General features: G+C 71.2%; 17 protein-coding genes and 1 pseudogene. 9 read left to right on the top strand and 9 right to left on the bottom strand.

Features of this window, described 5'->3' with window-relative positions; all coding sequences use genetic code 11:
• Positions 1 to 512 (bottom strand): biotin carboxylase N-terminal domain-containing protein (locus tag ACFY9I_RS33255; protein WP_391008335.1); only part of this gene is annotated, 512 nt, incomplete at its 3' end.
• Positions 513 to 853: 341 nt separating this feature from the next.
• Here ACFY9I_RS33255 and ACFY9I_RS33250 point away from each other — a divergent pair.
• Positions 854 to 1,321 carry a hypothetical protein gene (locus ACFY9I_RS33250; RefSeq protein ID WP_391008334.1) on the top strand — a complete coding sequence of 156 codons (468 nt, stop codon included), beginning with the start codon at positions 854 to 856 and terminating at the stop codon, positions 1,319 to 1,321.
• 6 nt (positions 1,322 to 1,327) lie between these two features.
• On the opposite strand, the gene ACFY9I_RS33245 is transcribed toward ACFY9I_RS33250, so the two are convergent.
• From ACFY9I_RS33245 to ACFY9I_RS33230, 4 genes are all read right to left on the bottom strand, one after another.
• Positions 1,328 to 1,951, bottom strand: coding sequence for a Maf family nucleotide pyrophosphatase (locus ACFY9I_RS33245; RefSeq protein ID WP_391008332.1), 624 nt, complete (start codon positions 1,949 to 1,951; stop codon positions 1,328 to 1,330).
• 394 nt (positions 1,952 to 2,345) lie between these two features.
• Entirely contained in the window at positions 2,346 to 2,474 is a 129-nt protein-coding gene (gene mmpB / locus ACFY9I_RS33240) for a morphogenic membrane protein MmpB (RefSeq protein ID WP_391008330.1), read from the bottom strand.
• A gap of 71 nt (positions 2,475 to 2,545) precedes the next feature.
• Positions 2,546 to 2,752: an acyl-CoA carboxylase epsilon subunit gene (locus ACFY9I_RS33235; protein WP_391008353.1), complete on the bottom strand. Its 207-nt coding sequence runs from the start codon at positions 2,750 to 2,752 to the stop codon at positions 2,546 to 2,548.
• 14 nt (positions 2,753 to 2,766) lie between these two features.
• Positions 2,767 to 4,365, bottom strand: a complete 1,599-nt coding sequence (locus ACFY9I_RS33230) for a carboxyl transferase domain-containing protein (RefSeq protein ID WP_391008328.1) — start codon at positions 4,363 to 4,365, stop codon at positions 2,767 to 2,769.
• A gap of 172 nt (positions 4,366 to 4,537) precedes the next feature.
• Here ACFY9I_RS33230 and ACFY9I_RS33225 point away from each other — a divergent pair, with 172 nt between their 5' ends.
• Both ACFY9I_RS33225 and ACFY9I_RS33220 read left to right on the top strand, forming a co-directional pair.
• The gene (locus tag ACFY9I_RS33225; RefSeq protein WP_391008326.1) at positions 4,538 to 5,407 is read left to right on the top strand and encodes a biotin--[acetyl-CoA-carboxylase] ligase; all 870 of its coding nucleotides are present in this window, start codon (positions 4,538 to 4,540) and stop codon (positions 5,405 to 5,407) included.
• Between the two features lie 220 nt (positions 5,408 to 5,627).
• Positions 5,628 to 6,791: an adenylate/guanylate cyclase domain-containing protein gene (locus ACFY9I_RS33220; RefSeq protein ID WP_391008324.1), complete on the top strand. Its 1,164-nt coding sequence runs from the start codon at positions 5,628 to 5,630 to the stop codon at positions 6,789 to 6,791.
• Between the two features lie 160 nt (positions 6,792 to 6,951).
• On the opposite strand, the gene ACFY9I_RS33215 is transcribed toward ACFY9I_RS33220, so the two are convergent.
• Positions 6,952 to 7,473 (bottom strand): hypothetical protein, encoded by a 522-nt coding sequence (locus tag ACFY9I_RS33215; RefSeq protein ID WP_391008322.1) that lies wholly within the window; start codon positions 7,471 to 7,473, stop codon positions 6,952 to 6,954.
• Positions 7,474 to 8,722: 1,249 nt separating this feature from the next.
• The gene (locus tag ACFY9I_RS33210; RefSeq protein WP_391008320.1) at positions 8,723 to 9,574 is read right to left on the bottom strand and encodes an enoyl-CoA hydratase-related protein; all 852 of its coding nucleotides are present in this window, start codon (positions 9,572 to 9,574) and stop codon (positions 8,723 to 8,725) included.
• A 171-nt stretch (positions 9,575 to 9,745) separates the two neighbouring features.
• Between ACFY9I_RS33210 and ACFY9I_RS33205 the strand changes: the two genes are divergently transcribed.
• Both ACFY9I_RS33205 and hutH read left to right on the top strand, forming a co-directional pair.
• Positions 9,746 to 10,915 (top strand): diguanylate cyclase domain-containing protein, encoded by a 1,170-nt coding sequence (locus tag ACFY9I_RS33205; RefSeq protein WP_391008318.1) that lies wholly within the window; start codon positions 9,746 to 9,748, stop codon positions 10,913 to 10,915.
• Between the two features lie 515 nt (positions 10,916 to 11,430).
• Positions 11,431 to 12,969 carry a histidine ammonia-lyase gene (gene hutH / locus ACFY9I_RS33200; protein WP_391008351.1) on the top strand — a complete coding sequence of 513 codons (1,539 nt, stop codon included), beginning with the start codon at positions 11,431 to 11,433 and terminating at the stop codon, positions 12,967 to 12,969.
• Positions 12,970 to 13,190: 221 nt separating this feature from the next.
• Here hutH and ACFY9I_RS33195 read toward each other — a convergent pair whose 3' ends face one another.
• Positions 13,191 to 13,508, bottom strand: a complete 318-nt coding sequence (locus ACFY9I_RS33195; protein WP_391008316.1) for a hypothetical protein — start codon at positions 13,506 to 13,508, stop codon at positions 13,191 to 13,193.
• Between the two features lie 110 nt (positions 13,509 to 13,618).
• On the opposite strand from ACFY9I_RS33195, the gene ACFY9I_RS33190 reads away from it, so the two are divergent.
• The 3 genes and pseudogenes from ACFY9I_RS33190 to ACFY9I_RS33180 all read left to right on the top strand — a co-directional run.
• Positions 13,619 to 13,963, top strand: a complete 345-nt coding sequence (locus tag ACFY9I_RS33190; RefSeq protein ID WP_391008314.1) for a hypothetical protein — start codon at positions 13,619 to 13,621, stop codon at positions 13,961 to 13,963.
• Positions 13,964 to 14,197: 234 nt separating this feature from the next.
• Positions 14,198 to 15,451: an Ig-like domain-containing protein gene (locus tag ACFY9I_RS33185; protein WP_391008312.1), complete on the top strand. Its 1,254-nt coding sequence runs from the start codon at positions 14,198 to 14,200 to the stop codon at positions 15,449 to 15,451.
• Between the two features lie 77 nt (positions 15,452 to 15,528).
• Positions 15,529 to 15,759, top strand: a pseudogene (locus tag ACFY9I_RS33180) (hypothetical protein); the annotation flags it as partial.
• A 79-nt stretch (positions 15,760 to 15,838) separates the two neighbouring features.
• Here the strand turns inward: ACFY9I_RS33180 and ACFY9I_RS33175 are convergent.
• Positions 15,839 to 16,831 (bottom strand): helix-turn-helix domain-containing protein, encoded by a 993-nt coding sequence (locus ACFY9I_RS33175; RefSeq protein WP_391008310.1) that lies wholly within the window; start codon positions 16,829 to 16,831, stop codon positions 15,839 to 15,841.
• Between the two features lie 171 nt (positions 16,832 to 17,002).
• Between ACFY9I_RS33175 and ACFY9I_RS33170 the strand changes: the two genes are divergently transcribed.
• Positions 17,003 to 18,046 carry an alcohol dehydrogenase catalytic domain-containing protein gene (locus tag ACFY9I_RS33170; protein WP_391008308.1) on the top strand — a complete coding sequence of 348 codons (1,044 nt, stop codon included), beginning with the start codon at positions 17,003 to 17,005 and terminating at the stop codon, positions 18,044 to 18,046.
• Positions 18,047 to 18,247: the final 201 nt, after the last annotated feature.

Genomic DNA, 18,247 nt, shown 5'->3' with positions numbered 1-18,247 from the left:
CGGGCCACCTTCAGGCCACGCCCGCCACCGCCGAACGCCGCCTTGATCGCGATCGGCAGACCGTGCTCCCGCGCGAACGCCACGACCTCCTCGGCACCCGAGACCGGGTCCGGAGTGCCCGCCACGAGCGGCGCGCCCGCGCGCTGGGCGATATGACGGGCCGCCACCTTGTCCCCCAGATCACGGATCGCCTGCGGGGGCGGGCCGATCCAGATCAGGCCCGCGTCCAAAACCGCCTGGGCGAACTCCGCGTTCTCCGAGAGGAAGCCGTAGCCCGGGTGGACCGCATCCGCCCCGGAGTCCTTCGCCGCCTGCAGCACCTTGGCCATGTCCAGGTAACTCGTCGCCGGCGTGTCACCACCCAGCGCGAACGCCTCGTCCGCCGCACGCACATGCAGCGCGTCCCGGTCCGGATCGGCGTACACGGCCACGCTCGCGATCCCGGCGTCCCGGCACGCCCGGGCGACGCGGACAGCGATTTCGCCTCGGTTGGCGATCAACACCTTGCGCACGATGGCTCCCTCTCCTTGAAACAAGCCGAGTTTAGGGACTGCCGACACGGCGTTTCGACCCGTCCACAACGGTGAGCTTGCCCACACGGAGCGTGAACGAGGCTCGCTCGACCGGTGAAATCCCTTGTCGCACAGCATGGCGCAGGAATCCACACGAAGACCCTAGCCGCCTGGTGTGGTCAAGGTCTCTGTGTGGCCGCGCTGCGGCCGGTTGGGTTTCTTTGTGGAGTCCCTACTAATGGCCCAATGATTCTTTGCTCTGGCGAGAACCCTTGTCCCGGGATTTACCCGTTAGTAGCGTTCACGCTGTCCCGAACGCGTACCTGGGGTAACGGAAGTGGGTGGGGCCGGTGATCCGCAGACCGGTGGCGGTGGTCACGGCGATCGTGCTGTTCGCGGAGGGGCTCGGGATCGCCGGGCTGCAGTGGTTCCTCGGCACCGTCGTCGATCGGCAGAAGATGTCGCTCGCCGGGCTCGATCCTCACGCGATGTCCGTGTCGACGAAGGCCGGGGGGGTGCTCTTCGGCCTCTACTTCGTCCTCTGCGGCGTCGTCGCCCTGCTCGTCGCGCTGCGCAATCGGCCCGCAGCCGGACCCGGGCACATCCTGCTCGTCAGCGTGGCCGTCGTCCATGGGCTGCTCGGGGCGCTCACCGTGGGGCTCGTCGGGTGGGGCGCGTTCGCGTTCATGATGGTGGTGCTGGGGTTGGTGCTGCTCACGTTGATGACGTACGACCGGCGGGGTGGGGGTGAGCCGGGCGAACCGGAGCGGGCTGCTCCGGTTGCTCCTTCTGTGTCGGGGGCGTCCTGACGCAGGTCAGTCGGCGCGAGGGGTCCACAGTTCGGTGATGCCTACGCCCAGTTGGGCCAGCAGGCGGCGGAGCAGGGGGAGGCTCAGGCCGATGACGTTGCCGTGGTCGCCGTCGATGCCGTCGATGAACGGGGCCGAGCGCCCGTCGAGGGTGAACGCGCCCGCCACGTGGAGGGGTTCGCCGGAGGCCACGTACGCGGCGATTTCCTCGTCGGTGGGGTCGCCGAAGTGGACCACCGTGGAGGCGGTGGCGGAGGCGTAGCGGCCGGTGGTGGTGTCGTAGACGCAGTGGCCGGTCTGGAGAGTGCCGGCTCGGCCGCGCATGGACTTCCAGCGGGCGGTGGCCTCCTCGGCGTCGCCGGGCTTGCCGAGGGCTTCGCCGTCGAGGTCGAGGACCGAGTCGCAGCCGATGACGAGGGCGCCCTTCACCTCGGGCTTCGCCGCTACGACGGAGGCTTTGGCCTCGGCGAGGGCGAGGGCGAGTTCGGCGGGGGTCCGGGCGGTGACGGCGTCCTCGTCGACTCCGCTGATGATCACCTCGGGGGTGAGGCCGGCCTGGCGCAGCAGGTTGAGCCGGGCGGGGGACTGGGAGGCGAGTACTAGGCGACGGCGCGGCTGCGGTTCGGTCATGCGGTCAGGGTATCGGCGGGGTGGCGGCCGTCGGTGTCTGCGGCGGTCGTCGGTGCCTGTGGCGGTCTGTGGCGGCCTGCTGGGGAGGGTGGGGGTGCGCGTTCGCCTGCGGGGGGTGTGGGTCGGGGGCGTGCCGGGGGTGTCCGTCCTCGGAACGGCGCGGAATCGGTTCCCTGAGATGTGCAAGGTGTTGACGCGCCAACCGCTGCGGGCGGACACCCCCCCGACACGCCCCCTTACCGTCCGCACGCGGCTGTCCCGCCTTGGGGCCTTCCGTGCTCCGGGCATCCCCTTGTGTTCGTGTCGGGCTGCCCCGCAGTGGGGTTTCCGCGTTCGCAACATGCCCCCTCGTGTTCGTGCGTGGCTACCGGGCTTCGGGGGGCTTGCCGCGGGGTCAGAGGACGCCAAGTACGAACATCGCCAGGAGCATGGCCAGGGCGATGAGGATGCCGAGCCGCCGAAGCATGTCCTGCGTGTCGCGCAGTTCCTTCGGCGGCTCGTTCTCGGGGTCGGACCACAGCATGGGTCCGATGCTGCGTGGCCGGTGGTGCGGACGCCTGAGTACGCGTACTCAATTGGGGTGTGGCGTTCCGCTCAGCCGGGCCAGTATGTACGGCTCCATGTCGTCGGGCCCGGCGTCGGCAGGCGGTGTGCGGCGATGCGGGCGGGGTCGGACCAGGAGTCCCGGGGGGCGGCGCCGGGCGGCTCGGCTGTCGCCGCCGCGGCGCGGGCTTGGACCACCGCCAGGGCGGCGGCGAGCTCCTCCGGGGTCGGATTACCCCGTACGACCTTGATCACGATGGCTCCCGTCAGGTCTAGAGGGGGATGTTGCCGTGCTTCTTCGGGGGGAGGGATTCCCGCTTGGTGCGCAGTTGACGCAGGCCGCGGACGAGGTGGCGGCGGGTCTCGGAGGGCATGATCACCGCGTCCACGTAGCCGCGTTCGGCCGCCGTGTAGGGGTTGAGGAGAGTGTCCTCGTACTCCTGGATGAGGCGGGCGCGCACGTCCTCGCGTTCGTTGTCGGGGGCCGCGGCGATGGTGCGGCGGTGGAGGATGTTGACCGCGCCCTGGGCGCCCATGACGGCGATCTGGGCGGTGGGCCAGGCGAGGTTGAGGTCGGCGCCGAGGTGCTTGGAGCCCATGACGTCGTAGGCGCCGCCGAAGGCCTTGCGGGTGATGACGGTGATGAGCGGGACGGTGGCTTCCGCGTAGGCGTAGATGAGTTTGGCGCCCCGGCGGATGATGCCCTCGTGTTCCTGGCCGACGCCCGGGAGGAAGCCGGGGACGTCGACGAAGGTCAGGACCGGGACGTTGAAGGCGTCGCAGGTGCGGACGAAGCGGGCCGCCTTCTCGGAGGCGTCGATGTCCAGGCAGCCCGCGAACTGCATGGGCTGGTTGGCGACGACGCCGACGGGGTGGCCCTCGACGCGGCCGAAGCCGGTGAGGATGTTCGGGGCGAAGAGGGGCTGGGTCTCGAAGAACTCGCCGTCGTCCAGGACGTGTTCGATCACCGTGTGCATGTCGTACGGCTGGTTCGCGCTGTCCGGGACAAGGGTGTCCAGCTCGCGGTCCTCGTCGGTGACGGTGAGCTCGGCCTGTTCGGGGAAGGCCGGGGGCTCGCTGAGGTTGTTCGACGGGAGGTAGGACAGGAGCTGCTTGACGTACTCGATGGCGTCCTTCTCGTCGCCCGCCATGTGGTGGGCCACGCCCGAGGTGGCGTTGTGCGTGCGGGCGCCGCCCAGCTCCTCGAAGCCGACGTCCTCGCCGGTGACCGTCTTGATGACGTCCGGGCCGGTGATGAACATGTGTGAGGTCTGGTCGACCATGACCGTGAAGTCGGTGATCGCGGGGGAGTACACGGCGCCGCCGGCGCAGGGGCCGACGACGAGGCTGATCTGGGGGATGACGCCGGAGGCGTGGGTGTTGCGGCGGAAGATCTCGCCGTACATACCGAGGGCCATGACGCCCTCCTGGATACGGGCGCCGCCGGAGTCGTTGATGCCGATGACCGGGCAGCCGGTCTTGAGGGCGAAGTCCATCGCCTTCATGATCTTCTGGCCGAAGACCTCGCCGAGCGAGCCGCCGAGGACGGTGAAATCCTGGGAGAAGACGGCCACCGGGCGGCCGTCGACCGTTCCGTAGCCGGTCACGACCCCGTCGCCGTACGGGCGGTTGTCCTCCATGCCGAAGTCGGTGGAGCGGTGGCGGGCGAACTCGTCGAACTCCACGAAGGAGTCCTCGTCGAGGAGCAGGTCGATCCGCTCACGGGCCGTCAGCTTGCCCTTGGCGTGCTGTTTCTCCACCGCGCGCTCGGAGCCGGCGTGCGTCGCCTCGTGGATACGGCGCTGCAGATCCGCGAGCTTCCCCGCGGTCGTGTGGATGTCGATGCTTGCTGGCTCTTCCGGCTCGGACATCGGGATGCGGCTCCCTGCCTGCTCAATGGGGACGATGCGTGGGATCAGGATGCGTTCAACTCAGGATGCGTTGAAAGTGCGTGCTCAGAAGTGGGATTGGTTACTCATCCGTAGCGTAGTGCTGCGCCTACCGTTCGGCAGTGCGGCGTTTACCACACCTAGGGTGGGTTGCATGACGCCGCGAGATGCCTCAGACGACAACCGCTGGTCCGACCTCGATCGGCCGCCGCTCAACGGCGCCGCGTTGCGGCGGGCCCTGGTGCGGGACGGCGGGCACGGGGGCCTGTACTGCGATGTGGAGGTCGTGCGGCGCACCGGCTCCACCAACCAGGACCTGGTCGGACATGCGGTCAAGGGGGATGCCGAGGAGGGCGCGGTCCTCGTCGCCGAGGAACAGACGGCCGGCCGGGGGCGTCTCGACCGGCGGTGGACGGCGCCGCCCCGCTCCGGGCTCTTCTTCTCCGTCCTCCTCAAGCCCACCGACGTGCCCGTCCACCACTGGGGCTGGCTGCCGTTGCTCGCCGGTGTCGCCGTCGCCACCGGGCTGTCCCGGGCCGCCGGCGTCGATACGGCACTCAAATGGCCCAACGATCTGCTGGTGACCGTCGGAGGTGACGAACGCAAGGCCGGCGGCATTCTCGCCGAGCGCGCGGGCACCGACGGGGTCGTCATCGGGATCGGCGTCAACGTCAGCCTGCGCGAGAACGAGCTGCCGGTGCCCACCGCCGGGTCGCTGGCCCTTGCGGGCGCCGTGACCACCGACCGCGATCCGCTGCTGCGCGCCGTGCTGCGGGCGCTGGAGGACTGGTACGGCAGGTGGCGGCGGGCAGGTGGCGACCCGGCGGTCAGCGGGTTGCAGGAGACCTACGCGGCGGGGTGCGCGACCCTGGGGCGCACAGTGCGTGCCGAGCTGCCGGGGGACCGGTCGATCGTCGGCGAGGCCGTGGCGGTGGACGGGGACGGGCGGCTGGTTCTCGCCACGGCGGACGGGCTGCAGGAGCCGGTGGGGGCGGGGGACATCGTTCATCTGCGGGCTGTGTGACGGGAGGTGCGTGTGGGGGCCGTGGTGCCTGGGCACCCGTGATCCGTACGGAAGCTGTCCGGCGGGGGCGCCGCCACGGACGTACGCGGTGGGCCCGGTGCGGTCACCCGAACGGGGGACGCACCCTTCGGCCCACCTGACGGAGTGAGCTGGCGCACACCTGCCGTAGAGTTGAGGCCGGTCGAGTACGTGACCGCGGGAGATCGGAAGGGCAGCAGGCGTGAGCGTCGAGGACACGGGGTCCGGCACGGACGCGCAGGGCGCCGTGGAGCCTCCCCCGCTCTCGGCGTCGGTCGCGCGCGGGGACTCCCACGGCGCGGACGCCGGCGAGGAGAATCCGCTGGCTCTGCGCCTCGAAGGGCTCATCCTCGGGGCCGAGCGCCGCTACACCCCCTTCCAGGCGGCGCGCAGTGCGGGCGTGTCCATGGAGCTGGCGTCCCGCTTCTGGCGGGCCATGGGCTTCGCCGACATCGGTCAGGCCAAGGCGCTGACCGAGGCGGACGTACTCGCGCTGCGGCGGCTCGCCGGTCTCGTCGAGGCGGGGCTGCTGAGCGAGGCCATGGCAGTACAGGTGGCCCGTTCCACCGGGCAGACCACGGCGCGGCTCGCCGAGTGGCAGATCGACTCCTTCCTGGAGGGCCTGACCGAGCCGCCGGAGCCGGGCATGACCCGGACCGAGGTGACGTACCCCCTGGTCGAGCTGCTGCTGCCGGAACTGGAGGAGTTCCTCGTCTACGTCTGGCGGCGTCAGCTCGCCGCCGCGACCGGGCGGGTCGTGCAGGCAGCGGACGACGAGGAGATGGTCGACCGGCGGCTGGCGGTCTGCTTCGCCGACCTCGTCGGCTTCACACGGCTGACCCGTCGGATGGAGGAGGAGGAGCTCGGCGAGCTGGTCGAGGCCTTCGAGACCACGGCGGCGGACCTGGTCGCCGCGAACGGCGGGCGGCTCATCAAGACCCTGGGCGACGAGGTCCTGTACGCCACGGACGACGCGGGCGTCGCGGCCGAGATCGCCCTGCGGCTCATCGAGACCATGGCCAATGACGAGACCATGCCCGAACTGCGCGTCGGCATGGCCTTCGGCACGGTGACGACCCGGATGGGCGATGTCTTCGGTTCGACCGTGAACCTCGCGAGCCGGCTGACCTCCATAGCGCCGAAGGACGCGGTCCTCGTCGACGGTGCCTTCGCCGAGGAACTGACCCGCACCGGTGAGGCCCCCGCCTCCGAGGCCGAGGCCGCCGAAGCCGCGGCCGCCGCGGAGAAGGAGGGCGAGGAACCCCCGACCTACCGTTTCGCCCTCCAGCCCATGTGGCAGCGGCCCGTGCGCGGTCTGGGCGTGGTCCAGCCGTGGTTGCTCACGCGGAGGCCGGGCAAGGCGTGAGGTGAGGGGGCGGGTCGCGCGGGTCGGGCGGGTCGGGCGGGTCGTGGGGGTGCGCGTGCGCATCGCGTGCTTGGACGTCAGGGGGCGTCAGGGGGCGTCAGGTTCTCGGTCCGTCGGGGGCCGCGCGGTACGTGTGGCCGAGGTGACCTCCCGGCCTGGTTCACCGGCCCAGGGTGTCGTTGGCGCACAGTCCGACCAGGGGGACGCAGAGGCCCGGCTTCGCGGGGTACGCGGGGGACGCCGTGTCGTCGGGGGTGGTCGGGGAGTCGGGGGATTCCGGGGTGGTCGGCTGATGGGGTGCTGCCGCCGGTGGCTGGGTGGGGTCCGCCGGGGTGGGGCGGGGGGATTCCGTGGCGCGGGCGGCTGGGGTCGTGTCGGGGGTGGCCCGGCTTCCGGGAATGTCGCCGGTGCCCGGGCCGGAGGGGAGGTCGACGCCGACCGACGCAGCCGGGTGGAAGGTGGAGGGGGCCGGTGCGGGGGCGGTGGCTCCCGGTGCCGGTCGCCCCGTCGACGCGGGGTCGCCGCCGCCCATCGGGGCGTCGGCGGTCGGGGTGCCCGGGCCTGCCAAGGGCTCGCTTCCCACCGTCGCCCCGGCGTTGGCCGCCTCGTCGGTGGCCCCGTCCGCCGCCGTCGGTGCCGGTCCCGCCAGGCCACCACCACCGCCCGTCGGGTCCGACGCCATGCGTACGAGGCTCAGGGCACCCGCCGCCAGCGCCATCCCGCCCACCGCGAGGAGCAGCTTCCGGGGCCGGGGCCGCCGGTGCCGGCCCTGTAGGCGAGGAGCCGGACGGACAGCGAGGGCCTCGCCCGCGGCCGGGGCCTCTGCCGCTGTCGCAGGGGCGCCGGGCGAGGTCGGCGTCGCGGACGGCCTCCAGGGCGTCGCGCCCCCTGACGCCCCCGACGACGACTGCGACGAACTCGGTGGCGTTCCCGAAGGCCCTCGGGGCGCCGACACCCCCGGTCCCGACGACGCCGGTGACCCTGCCGCCCCGGAGGGCGAGGGCGTCGCGGGCCCCGGTGTCGTCGCCGACGGCTGCTGTGGGACCCACCGTGGTGGTGTCGGTGGGGTCGTCGTGCTCGGCATCGGCTTGGTCGCCGTGTGTGTCGTCATGGTCCCGTCCCTCCCCTGCGCGCCCGTGTCCCCCGGTGCGCCTGTGGCGGAGCGCAGGCTATGTGCCGGGATGGGCGGTGTGGCTGGAGAAGGCCCGGATGTCACTCGAACGGGGAAACGGCCGCCAAGGTTGCCGTCGAGGCGGCCGGGAACGCCTCACCCGCCCCAGCGCTCCCGGCCGCCGCTACCAACCCGTTTCCCATGGGCCCATGGACCCCATGGACCCCATGGACCCCATGGGCGCCATGGGCCCAAGGACCCCAAGGGCCCCATGGGCCCAAGGACCCCATGGGGCTCATGGACCCTCTGCCGGCCGGGTTCCAGGTGCCCCTGTCCACCGGTCACCATCCCTTCCGCCTTCACCTCGGCGGGGTGTCCCTGCGCCTATGCCTCGGCGGCGGGTGTCCCTCTTTCACCACGTCGGCGGGGTGTCCTTCCGCCTCCACGTCGGCGGGGTGTCCCTGCGCTCCGTATCAGCCGGGTGTCCCTCCGCCTCCGCCTCGCCGGGCGTCCACGCGCTCCGCTTCGGCCGGGCGCCGCGCGCCTCGTCGGCCCAGAGCCGGGGTGCGCGGCGCAGAACGGAGGCGTCGCTCGCGCGGTGAAAGGTCGGCGGAGCCGCCGTTCAGGGGCGCGGGGAACTGCGCGACAAGCCACGGCGGCGCGGTACGCGGCCACGAACCGCACGCGTCCAGGTACGCGGGGCCGCGAACCGCACGCGGCCGCGAACCGCACGCGGCCGCGAACCGCACGCGGCCGCGAACCGCACGCGTTCCCCGCCGCGCGCGACCGCCCGGGGTGTCAGGTCGGGCGGGGCCCGCGGTCACTCGCCCGGCCAGTCAGGCTTCCGCTTCTCGTTGAACGCGGCCACACCCTCCGCCCGGTCGCCCGAGAACGCCACCGAACGCCAGGCCGCGTCCTCGACCTCCAGGCCGGCGCGCAGGTCGAGGCCGTGCCCGAGTCGGAGTGCGCGCTTGGCGGCGCGCAGCCCGACGGGTGAGTTCGCGGCGATCCGGGTGGCCAGCGCCAGCGCCGCCTCCCGGTCCCGTCCCTCGTCCACCAACTCGTCCACGAGCCCCCACTCCCGCGCCTCCGCGGCCTCCAGCCGCCGCGCCGTGAAGATCAGTTCGGCGGCCCGCGCTGCCCCCACCCGACGCGGCAGCAGTTGGGTACCTCCACCGCCCGGGATCACACCCACGGAGACCTCGGGCAGCCCCACCACCGCCGTACGGTCGGCCAGGATCAGGTCGCAGGACAGGGCGAGTTCGAAGCCGCCGCCCAGCGCGAAGCCGTGCACGGCGGCGACGGTGGGCATCGGCAGCTCCAGTACGCCGGTGTACGCCGCCCGCGCGACGGGTCGCTGCCGCACCAGTTCGGCGTCACTGAACGAGTTCCGCTCCTTCAGATCGGCACCCACGCAGAACGCCCGCTCATGCGTCGACGTCACCACGACCGCGCGTACGTCCCGGTCCCCGGCCAGCGCGTCGCACGCCGACGCGAGGGAACGGGCCATGGCGGTCGACACGGCGTTCATGGCCTTGGGCCGGTCGAGGACCAGCTCGGCGACATACCCGTGCCGCCGTACGCCGACGTATTCGCCGTAGCGCCGCTCATCTCCTCCCCCCGCCCCGGCCGATCGCTCCGTCCCCGAGCCCGCGCCCGCGTCCTGGCTCATGACACCCTCCCGGTTAACGTCGGTTAACAACCTCTCTCCGATCATCGCAGCCGGGCCCGCCCGCGGGGAAGCCGAGGCGGGGTCGGCCGAGGCGGGGACGGCCGGGCGGACCGTACCCCTGTTCGGCCCGCCAACGTCCCATATCGCATCAAAGCTCCCTAGCCTGGGGTGATGGGTGAGGACAGACGGCTGAGGGCCGTGGTGGCGTTGGCGCGTGGCATGGCCGGGGCGCAGACGCCGCGCGAGTCGTGGCGGGCGGCGGCGGACGGCGCCCGCCGAGCCCTGTCCGGGAGCTTCGCCGCGCTGTCCGTGTGGGAGCGGGAGCGCGGCCTGCTGCGGGTGCTCGTCAATGTGGGGACCCTGGCGGCGGACGAGGAGGAGTTCCCCGAGGACGAGACGTACCCCGTGCACCAGTTCCCGGAGATCACGGAGTTCCTGCACGAGCGGTGGCTGGAGGGCGGTGAGCCCAACGCCTGGGTGGAGACGGCGGCCGGACCGGTCGGCGGTCGGCGGCCCGGTGGCTACTGCCATCAGCGGGTCGCCGCGCTGCGTCGGCGCGGCCGGGGCTGCTGTGTGGTGGCGCCCATCGTGCTGCACGGCCGGGCGTGGGGCGAGCTGTATGTGGCCCGGCCCGCCGGAGAGCCCGTCTTCCACGGCGACAACGCCGCGTTCGCCACGGTGCTCGCCTCGGTGGTGGCGGCCGGGATCGCGCAGTCGGAGCGGCTGGAGGAGGCCCGTCGGCTCGCCTTCACCGACTCCCTCACCGGCCTCGGCAACCGGCGCGCGGTCGACCTCCGGCTCGATGAGGCCATGGAGGCCCATCGGCGCGACGGCACGGTCATCAGCCTCGTCGTCTGCGACCTCAACGGTCTGAAGAAGGTCAACGACTCATTCGGGCACGCGGTCGGCGACCAGTTGCTGGAGCGGTTCGGATCGGTGCTCTCACGCTGTGCCGCCGAACTGCCCCGTGTGCTGGCCGCGCGCCTCGGCGGCGACGAGTTCTGTCTGCTCGCGGTCGGGCCGTCGGCGGACGAGGTCGTACGGGTCGCCGGCGACCTCTGCGTACGGGCGCGGGAGCTGGAGCCGGGTGACGGGGTCGCCTGCGGAGTCGCCTCGACCGGGGATCCCATCGGGCCGTTGCGCTCGGCCCGGCGGCTCTTCCGGCTCGCCGACGCCGCGCAGTACCGGGCCAAGGCCGCCGGTTCCGTCGAGCCGGTCGTCGCGGGGCGCGAGGGCGACGGGGGCGAGGATCCGGTGGTCAGTCTCGCCGACCGGCCGCCCGCCCCGGTCGACCCCGCGCACCCGGGGGACCGGCGCCGCATTCGAGGGCGCCGGTCCTAGGGCGGGCCGCGCGACGGGTCGAGTCGGCGCGCGGCCCTGGGCTGCCCACGGCCAAGGGGGGAGTGAGCCGTGGGCCGGTCGGTGGTCCGGATGGCTTCCGGGCTGGGGCACGGATGACCTCCGGTCGGTGATCCGGTCTGTGATCCCGTCCGTGATCCGGTCCGTGATCCGGTCGGTGGTCCGGTCGGTGGTCCGAGATCCGTCCGGCCTGGGCCGGCGGAGTGCGTGGTGGTCAGGGGACCGACCGCGCGTCATCGCGTAAATCGACCTTAGGGCGGGCGGCTGTCGTCCAGGCTCCCGCGATCGGCATTCTGATCAATCTCGGAGCGTTTTCTGACCGGTTTCTGAGCATTCTCTGATCTACGCGGATAGCCCTGGGAGAGGTCGAAAGGGCCCCGCAGGGCGCGCATGGCCCCGGCGAGGGCCTCTCTCGCCTCGGTAAGGAGCCCCTCCCTCGTTCGGTCGTGACATTCGGCGATTCAGTCCCTACGATCCTGAATATGGATATGCACTCTGTGGGCACGGTGGTGCTCGGGACCTCCGGCGTCAGCGCGGCCGACGTCATCGCCGTGGCGCGGGCCGGCGCCCGGGTCGAGCTCTCCGACGAGGCGGTGGCGGCCCTCGCCGCGGCCCGCGAGATCGTGGACGCGCTGGCGGCCAAGCCCGACCCCGTCTACGGGGTCTCCACCGGTTTCGGCGCCCTCGCCACCCGGCACATCAGCCCGGAGCTGCGCGCCCGGCTCCAGCGCAACATCGTGCGCTCCCACGCGGCGGGCATGGGGCCGCGCGTCGAGCGCGAGGTCGTACGCGCGCTCCTGTTCCTGCGGCTGAAGACCGTCTGCTCGGGCCGCACCGGCGTACGGCCCGAGGTCGCGCAGACCATGGCCGACGTCCTCAACGCCGGGATCACCCCCGTCGTGCACGAGTACGGCTCCCTCGGCTGCTCCGGCGACCTCGCGCCGCTGTCCCACTGCGCGCTCACGCTGATGGGGGAGGGGGACGCCGAGGGCCCGGACGGGATCGTGCGACCGGCCGGTGAGCTGCTCGCCGAGCACGGCATCGCCCCCGTCGAGCTGCGGGAGAAGGAGGGGCTGGCCCTCCTCAACGGCACCGACGGCATGCTCGGGATGCTCGTCATGGCGCTGGCCGACCTACGGCGGCTGTACACGTCGGCCGACATCACCGCCGCGATCTCCCTGGAGGCGCTGCTCGGCACCGACAAGGTCCTCGCGCCCGAGCTGCACGCCATCCGCCCGCATCCGGGGCAGGCGGCCTCCGCGGCCAACATGCTCGCCGTGCTGAAGGGGTCGGGGCTCACCGGGCACCACCAGGACGACGCGCCTCGGGTGCAGGACGCGTACTCCGTGCGGTGCGCTCCGCAGGTGGCCGGGGCGGGACGGGACACCCTCGCGCACGCGTGGCTCGTCGCCGAGCGGGAGCTGGCGGCGGCGGTCGACAACCCCGTCGTCCTGGCGGACGGACGGGTCGAGTCCAACGGGAACTTCCACGGGGCGCCGGTCGCGTACGTCCTCGACTTCCTGGCGATCGCCGTGGCGGACCTCGCGTCGATCGCGGAGCGGCGTACCGACCGGTTGCTGGACAAGAACCGGTCACACGGGTTGCCGCCGTTCCTCGCGGACGACGCGGGGGTGGACTCCGGGCTGATGATCGCGCAGTACACGCAGGCGGCTCTGGTGAGCGAGCTGAAGCGGCTGGCCGTGCCGGCTTCGGCCGACTCGATTCCGTCGTCCGCGATGCAGGAGGACCATGTGTCGATGGGGTGGGCGGCGGCGCGGAAGTTGCGTACCGCTGTGGACAACCTCGGGCGGGTGCTGGCGGTGGAGCTGTACGCCGGGACTCGGGCCGTGGAGCTGCGTGAGGGATTGACGGCTGCGGCGGCCACTCGGGCGGTGGTGGGGGCCTTGAGGGGGGCCGGAGTGGAAGGGCCCGGGGGGGATCGGTTTCTCGCGCCTGATCTGGAGAGGGCCGAGGAGTTTGTTCGGGACGGGCGGTTGGTGGCTGCGGCCGAGTCCGTGACCGGGGTGCTCGCCTGAGGGTTCTCGCCCCCGTCGCCCCTACCCGTCCCATCCCCAGGGGCTGAGCCCCTTCGACCCCCTCGGCGCTTCATGGCTCGGAGGTTCGGTTGGCGGGCGGGTGCGGGTTGGTGGGGGCTGGTCGCGCAGTTCCCCGCGCCCCTGGAAGGCAGGGGCGCGGGGACTGATCTTCAGGGACGCAGGGAAACTGCGTGAGTCGCCCCCACGCGCCGGCGGACCAACTACGCGCCGCCCAACGGGCCGTAGGCCTCGCGTTCGCGGCGGATCGAGTAGGCGACGAAACCCGCACCGACGCCCAGCATGGCTGTGCCGCCGATGATGTACGGAGTCGTGTTGGGGCTGCCGGTGTCGGCGAGTTCGCGGGTGGGGGCGGAGTTCGTGTCGGTCGTCGTCGTGGGCGTCTGGTGCCGTATCGCCGGTTCCTCCTGCGTCGCGTTGGCCGACGGCACGAACCAGAGGGCACCCAGGAGGGTGCCCGCGGCGGTGGCGGTCAGCAGCGATCGGCGGGCGGTGGACGACGCGCGACGTGCGACGGACACGGAATATCGATCCCCTTGTGGAGCTGGCGAATTGGCCGTAGGGAGCGATGCTAATGAAAGGCGCGGGTCGTGGGAAAGTCGCGTGACCTCTGAGCCGTACCCTCCGGAGCATGAGTACAACGGAGACATCACAGTTTGTCCGGCTTCGCGTCGAATTGGTGGTGGAGGTCGAGGATGTGGAGGCCGTGACCGGGGCCGCCCTGGGGCGAATCGCGGCCGACGCCGATATGCCCGCCGATGAGCGGGTACACGCCGAGAGCGCGGTGACGGAGGACACGGCGGAGGCTCTCGCCTATCTGATCGACCCGTTCGACCTGGTCGGAGAGGTGCCGGGAGTCGAACTCGCCCAGGCCTCCTGGAGCAGCGAAGGTATCGACTACGACCCCGATTCGCCGGAATGGGGTCTCGGCGAGGATGATAGCCGCGAGGACGAAGAGGAAGAAGGGCTCGGCTGAGCGGCGCGGGAGATTCATGACCCCGGGCGGCAACCGACGCCCGGGGTTCTCTCGTCTCATGGGGCGCACCAGTCACCAGTGCACCGCCGCCGGGTCGCCGTCGATCCGTTGCGGGTGGAGTGGCGTATCCCACATATCCGCGACGAGCGGAACGGCTCAGCGCCGTAGTGGTGTTTAAGTGCTTACGGGGATCTTCGGGCTCTTGGGGATTCGGCAACGATGGAGAAGCGTGTGATGACGAACAGTAAGCGGCGCAGGGGCCTGTCGGTCGCGTCCGCACTGCTCGGCGGGGTGCTGGTGCTCTCTGCGTGCAGCGGAGGCGACGGCGGCGACGCGTCCGGAGGCGACGGCGGGGACTCCTCGCAGGCCAAGGTCGACGAGGCCGCGGCCAAGAAGACCTCCGAGGCGGACATCAAGATCACGCCGAAGGACGGCTCCGACAACGCCTCCATCAACAACTCGGCGAAGGTCTCCGTGAGCAAGGGCACGCTCACCGAGGTGAAGATGACCGCCGCCGACGGCACCGCCGTCGAGGGCGAGATATCCGCCGACAAGAAGACCTGGGCGCCGAGCACCCAGCTCGAGCGGTCCACCAACTACAAGATCGCCGCCAGCGCCAAGGACTCCGAGGGGCGCGAGGCCCACGAGAACTCGGCGTTCACCACGGTCTCGCCCGCCAACAGTTTCATCGGCAACTTCACACCCGAGGACGGTTCCACCGTCGGCGTGGGCATGCCGGTCTCGATCAACTTCGACAAGGCCATCACCAACAAGGCCGACGTCCAGAAGGGGATCACCGTCTCCAGCAGCTCGGGCCAGGAGGTCGTCGGGCACTGGTTCAACGCCAACCGCATCGACTTCCGCCCCGAGGACTACTGGCAGGAGGGCTCCACCGTCACCCTGAAGCTCGCGCTCGACGGGGTCGCGGGCGCCGAGGGCGTCTACGGTGTGCAGCAGAAGACGGTGTCCTTCAAGATCGGCCGCAACCAGGTCTCGATCGTCGACGCCAAGACCAAGCAGATGAAGGTCATGCAGGACGGCAAGGTCGTCAAGACCATCCCGATCTCCGCGGGCTCGCCCGAGAACAAGACGTACGCGGGCGTCATGGTGATGTCGGAGAAGTTCAAGGAGACGCGCATGAACGGCGCGACCGTGGGCTTCACCGACGACGACGGCAAGGGCGAGTACGACATCAAGGACGTGCCGCACGCCATCCGTCTCACCACGTCCGGGACGTTCATCCACGGCAACTACTGGGGCGCCGACTCCGTCTTCGGCAACGTCAACACCAGCCACGGCTGTGTCGGTCTGAACGACACCAAGGGTGCCAACGACACCGGCACGGCGGGCTACTGGTTCTACAACAACTCGATCGTCGGTGACGTCGTGGACATCCGGAACACCGGTGACAAGACGGTCGCCCCGGACAACGGCCTCAACGGCTGGAACATGAGCTGGGCCGAGTGGAAGGCCGGCTCCGAGGCCTGATCCGCCCGCCCGTCCAGCGGAAACACCGATGCCGCCCCCCACGGGCGGCATCGGTGTTTCCGGGGCCGCCACCGCTGGTCGACGTCCCTGTCACGGTGCAGGGCGCGGCGGCGGGCAGGAACCTCAAGTCGCTGTCCGTGTGCGTGTCGGGCGACGGCAGGAAGTGGACCGAGGTCGCGGTGAACAACGGCAGGTTCGGCCACCGGACACCGGCGGCGGGGAAGAGCGTGTCGTTCCGTGCGAAGGTGGCCGACACCAAGGGGAACACGTCGAAGGTGACGATCTACGACGCCTATGCCGGCAGGTGAGCCGACGGCGCGCTCGGCCGGGCGGCCGTGACGGCGACGGCCCACTGGGGGTGGTGTGCCCTTCCGGTGGGCCGTGCCGTTACGGCGTCGCCCTCGGCGCCCGGGTCGCGTCCGTGCCCCAACTGGCCAGCAGACGGAGGGCGTCCGCCGAGGGGGAGCCCGGCTCGGCGTGGTAGGTGATCAAACTCTGCTCGTGGTCGTCGGGGAGGTGGAACGTCTCGAAGGAGAGGGTGAGGTCACCGACCAGGGGGTGGAACACACGCTTCACCCCGTGGCTCTTCTCCTTCACGTCGTGCGTCGCCCACAGCCGCCGGAACTCCTCGCTCTTCACCGACAACTCGCCCACCAGCGCCGACAGCAGTGGATCGTCCGGATGGCAGCCCGCGTCCATCCGCAGATAGCTGACGATGTCGGCAGCCTTCTGCTCCCAGTCGACGTACAGATCCCTGTACTCGGGCCGCAGGAACACCATCCGCGCCCAGTTCCGTTCCGATGCCGGCAGCTCCGACCAGTCCCCGAACACGGCTGCCGCCATCCGGTTCCAGAGGAGGATGTCCGAGCGCCGGCCCACGACGTACGCCGGGATGCCGTCCAGCGAGTCCACCAACTGCCCCAGCGCGCCGCGCACCTGCTGTGGACGGGCCGACCGCTTCTTCTTGTGGGCCTTCGGCTTCGCCAGGTGTGTCAGATGCGCGTGCTCGGCGTCGTTCAGCTGGAGGGCGCGCGCGATGGAGTCGAGCACCTCCGCCGACACATTGCGCCCGTTGCCCTGTTCCAGCCGTGTGTAGTAGGCCACGGACACACCCGCGAGCTGTGCCAGCTCCTCCCGGCGCAGACCGGGCACCCGCCGATGCCTTCCGTACGTCGGCAGCCCCACGTCCTCCGGCTTCAGCCGGGCCCGCCGGGTGCGCAGGAACTCACTGAGCTCGGCACGCCGGTCCAGGGCCGCGGCGGCACCGGCGGTCTCATCGGGTCCGGTGGTTCCGGTGGTTCCGGTGGGCCTGGCGGTCTCTCTGGCTCGAAGCTCCTGTGCGGCTCGGGGCTCCTGTGCGGCTCGGGGCTGGTCGTCCATATGACCAGTATTGCCGGTAGTACGCCCAGGAGGCTGACCCCGCCAGTGGTAGGACCAGGGGACGTACGCAAAGCCGGGACCTGGGTGAACCGTGCGACACCGGGCAGGCTGATACCCGCAGCCGGCCGGAAGGCAGGCCGGATGCGGGACGACCACCAGGAGAAGCACGGTATGACCACCACTGTTGCCGCCTACGCGGCCCCCGCCGCCAAGGCTCCGCTGGAGCGCACCACCATCGAGCGCCGCGAGGTGGGGGAGCACGACGTTCTGATCGACATCAAGTACGCCGGCATCTGCCACTCGGACATCCACCAAGCCCGTGAGGGCTGGGGCGAGGCCATCTTCCCGATGGTCCCGGGTCACGAGATCGCCGGTGTCGTCGAGGCCGTCGGCTCCGGCGTCACCAAGTTCGCCGTGGGCGACAGGGTCGGCGTCGGCTGCATGGTCGACTCCTGCCGCGAGTGCGAGAACTGCGAGGCGGGCCTGGAGCAGTACTGCCTCAAGGGCAACATCCAGACGTACAACGGCATAGGCAAGGACGGCGAGCCCACCTACGGCGGCTACTCGCAGAAGGTCGTCGTCGCCGAGGCATTCACCCTGCGTATCCCCGACGGCATCGCCCTGGACGAGGCCGCGCCGCTGCTGTGCGCCGGCATCACCACGTACTCCCCGCTCAGGCACTGGAACGCCGGCCCCGGCAAGAAGGTCGCCGTCGTCGGTCTCGGCGGCCTCGGCCACATGGGCGTCAAGCTCGCACACGCCCTCGGTGCCGAGGTGACCGTCCTCTCGCAGTCCCTCCGCAAGAAGGACGACGGGCTGAAGCTGGGAGCCGACCACTACTATGCCACCAGCGACGAGGCGACGTTCAAGGAGCTCGCCGGCACGTTCGATCTCATCCTCTCGACGGTCTCGGCGCCGTTGAACCTCGACGCCTACCTCTCCCTGCTGAAGACCGACGGTGCGTTCGTGAACGTCGGCGCGCCCGAGGAGCCCGTCGCTCTCAACCTCTTCTCGGTGATCGCCGGTCGTAAGACCCTGGCGGGGTCCGGGATCGGTGGTATCCGGGAAACCCAGGAGATGCTGGACTTCTGTGCCGCGCACGGGCTCGGTGCGGAGATCGAGGTGATTCGCGCGGATCAGATCAACGAGGCGTACGAGCGGGTGCTGGCGAGCGATGTCCGGTACCGGTTCGTGATCGACACGGCGACGATCTGACCGACCGCTCGGGGTGTTCGGGAGTTCTTTCGGGGTTCTTCCGGGTGCGGGTGAGTGGGGGCTGGTCGCGCAGTTCCCCGCCCCCTGAAGGCGGGGCTGCGCCCCTGCCTTCAGGGGCGCGGGGCTCAGGAGCAAGGCGTGTGGACCGTCGGCGAGGTTCGCGGGCTCAGCCCGTGGGGGGCGCCCGGATGCGGGGTGGGC

Origin of the sequence: Streptomyces sp. NPDC012510 (assembly GCF_042955065.1) — a bacterium.
Taxonomy (GTDB): Bacteria; Actinomycetota; Actinomycetes; order Streptomycetales; family Streptomycetaceae; genus Streptomyces.
The sequence above is the reverse complement of the archived record's forward strand: the minus strand, read 5'-3'. Positions and strand labels throughout refer to the sequence as shown.

What these genes read in the sequence shown, in the direction of transcription:
- ACFY9I_RS33215 (WP_391008322.1), bottom strand. Translation starts at nt 7,473, where the DNA reads ATGGCGTCGGACCCGACGGGCGGTGGTGGTGGCCTGGCGGGACCGGCA.
- ACFY9I_RS33225 (WP_391008326.1), top strand. Translation starts at nt 4,538, where the DNA reads ATGACGCCGCGAGATGCCTCAGACGACAACCGCTGGTCCGACCTCGAT.
- ACFY9I_RS33230 (WP_391008328.1), bottom strand. Translation starts at nt 4,365, where the DNA reads ATGTCCGAGCCGGAAGAGCCAGCAAGCATCGACATCCACACGACCGCG.
- ACFY9I_RS33175 (WP_391008310.1), bottom strand. Translation starts at nt 16,831, where the DNA reads ATGGACGACCAGCCCCGAGCCGCACAGGAGCCCCGAGCCGCACAGGAG.
- ACFY9I_RS33205 (WP_391008318.1), top strand. Translation starts at nt 9,746, where the DNA reads ATGGGTGAGGACAGACGGCTGAGGGCCGTGGTGGCGTTGGCGCGTGGC.
- ACFY9I_RS33170 (WP_391008308.1), top strand. Translation starts at nt 17,003, where the DNA reads ATGACCACCACTGTTGCCGCCTACGCGGCCCCCGCCGCCAAGGCTCCG.
- ACFY9I_RS33190 (WP_391008314.1), top strand. Translation starts at nt 13,619, where the DNA reads ATGAGTACAACGGAGACATCACAGTTTGTCCGGCTTCGCGTCGAATTG.
- ACFY9I_RS33210 (WP_391008320.1), bottom strand. Translation starts at nt 9,574, where the DNA reads ATGAGCCAGGACGCGGGCGCGGGCTCGGGGACGGAGCGATCGGCCGGG.
- mmpB (WP_391008330.1), bottom strand. Translation starts at nt 2,474, where the DNA reads ATGCTGTGGTCCGACCCCGAGAACGAGCCGCCGAAGGAACTGCGCGAC.
- ACFY9I_RS33245 (WP_391008332.1), bottom strand. Translation starts at nt 1,951, where the DNA reads ATGACCGAACCGCAGCCGCGCCGTCGCCTAGTACTCGCCTCCCAGTCC.
- ACFY9I_RS33185 (WP_391008312.1), top strand. Translation starts at nt 14,198, where the DNA reads ATGACGAACAGTAAGCGGCGCAGGGGCCTGTCGGTCGCGTCCGCACTG.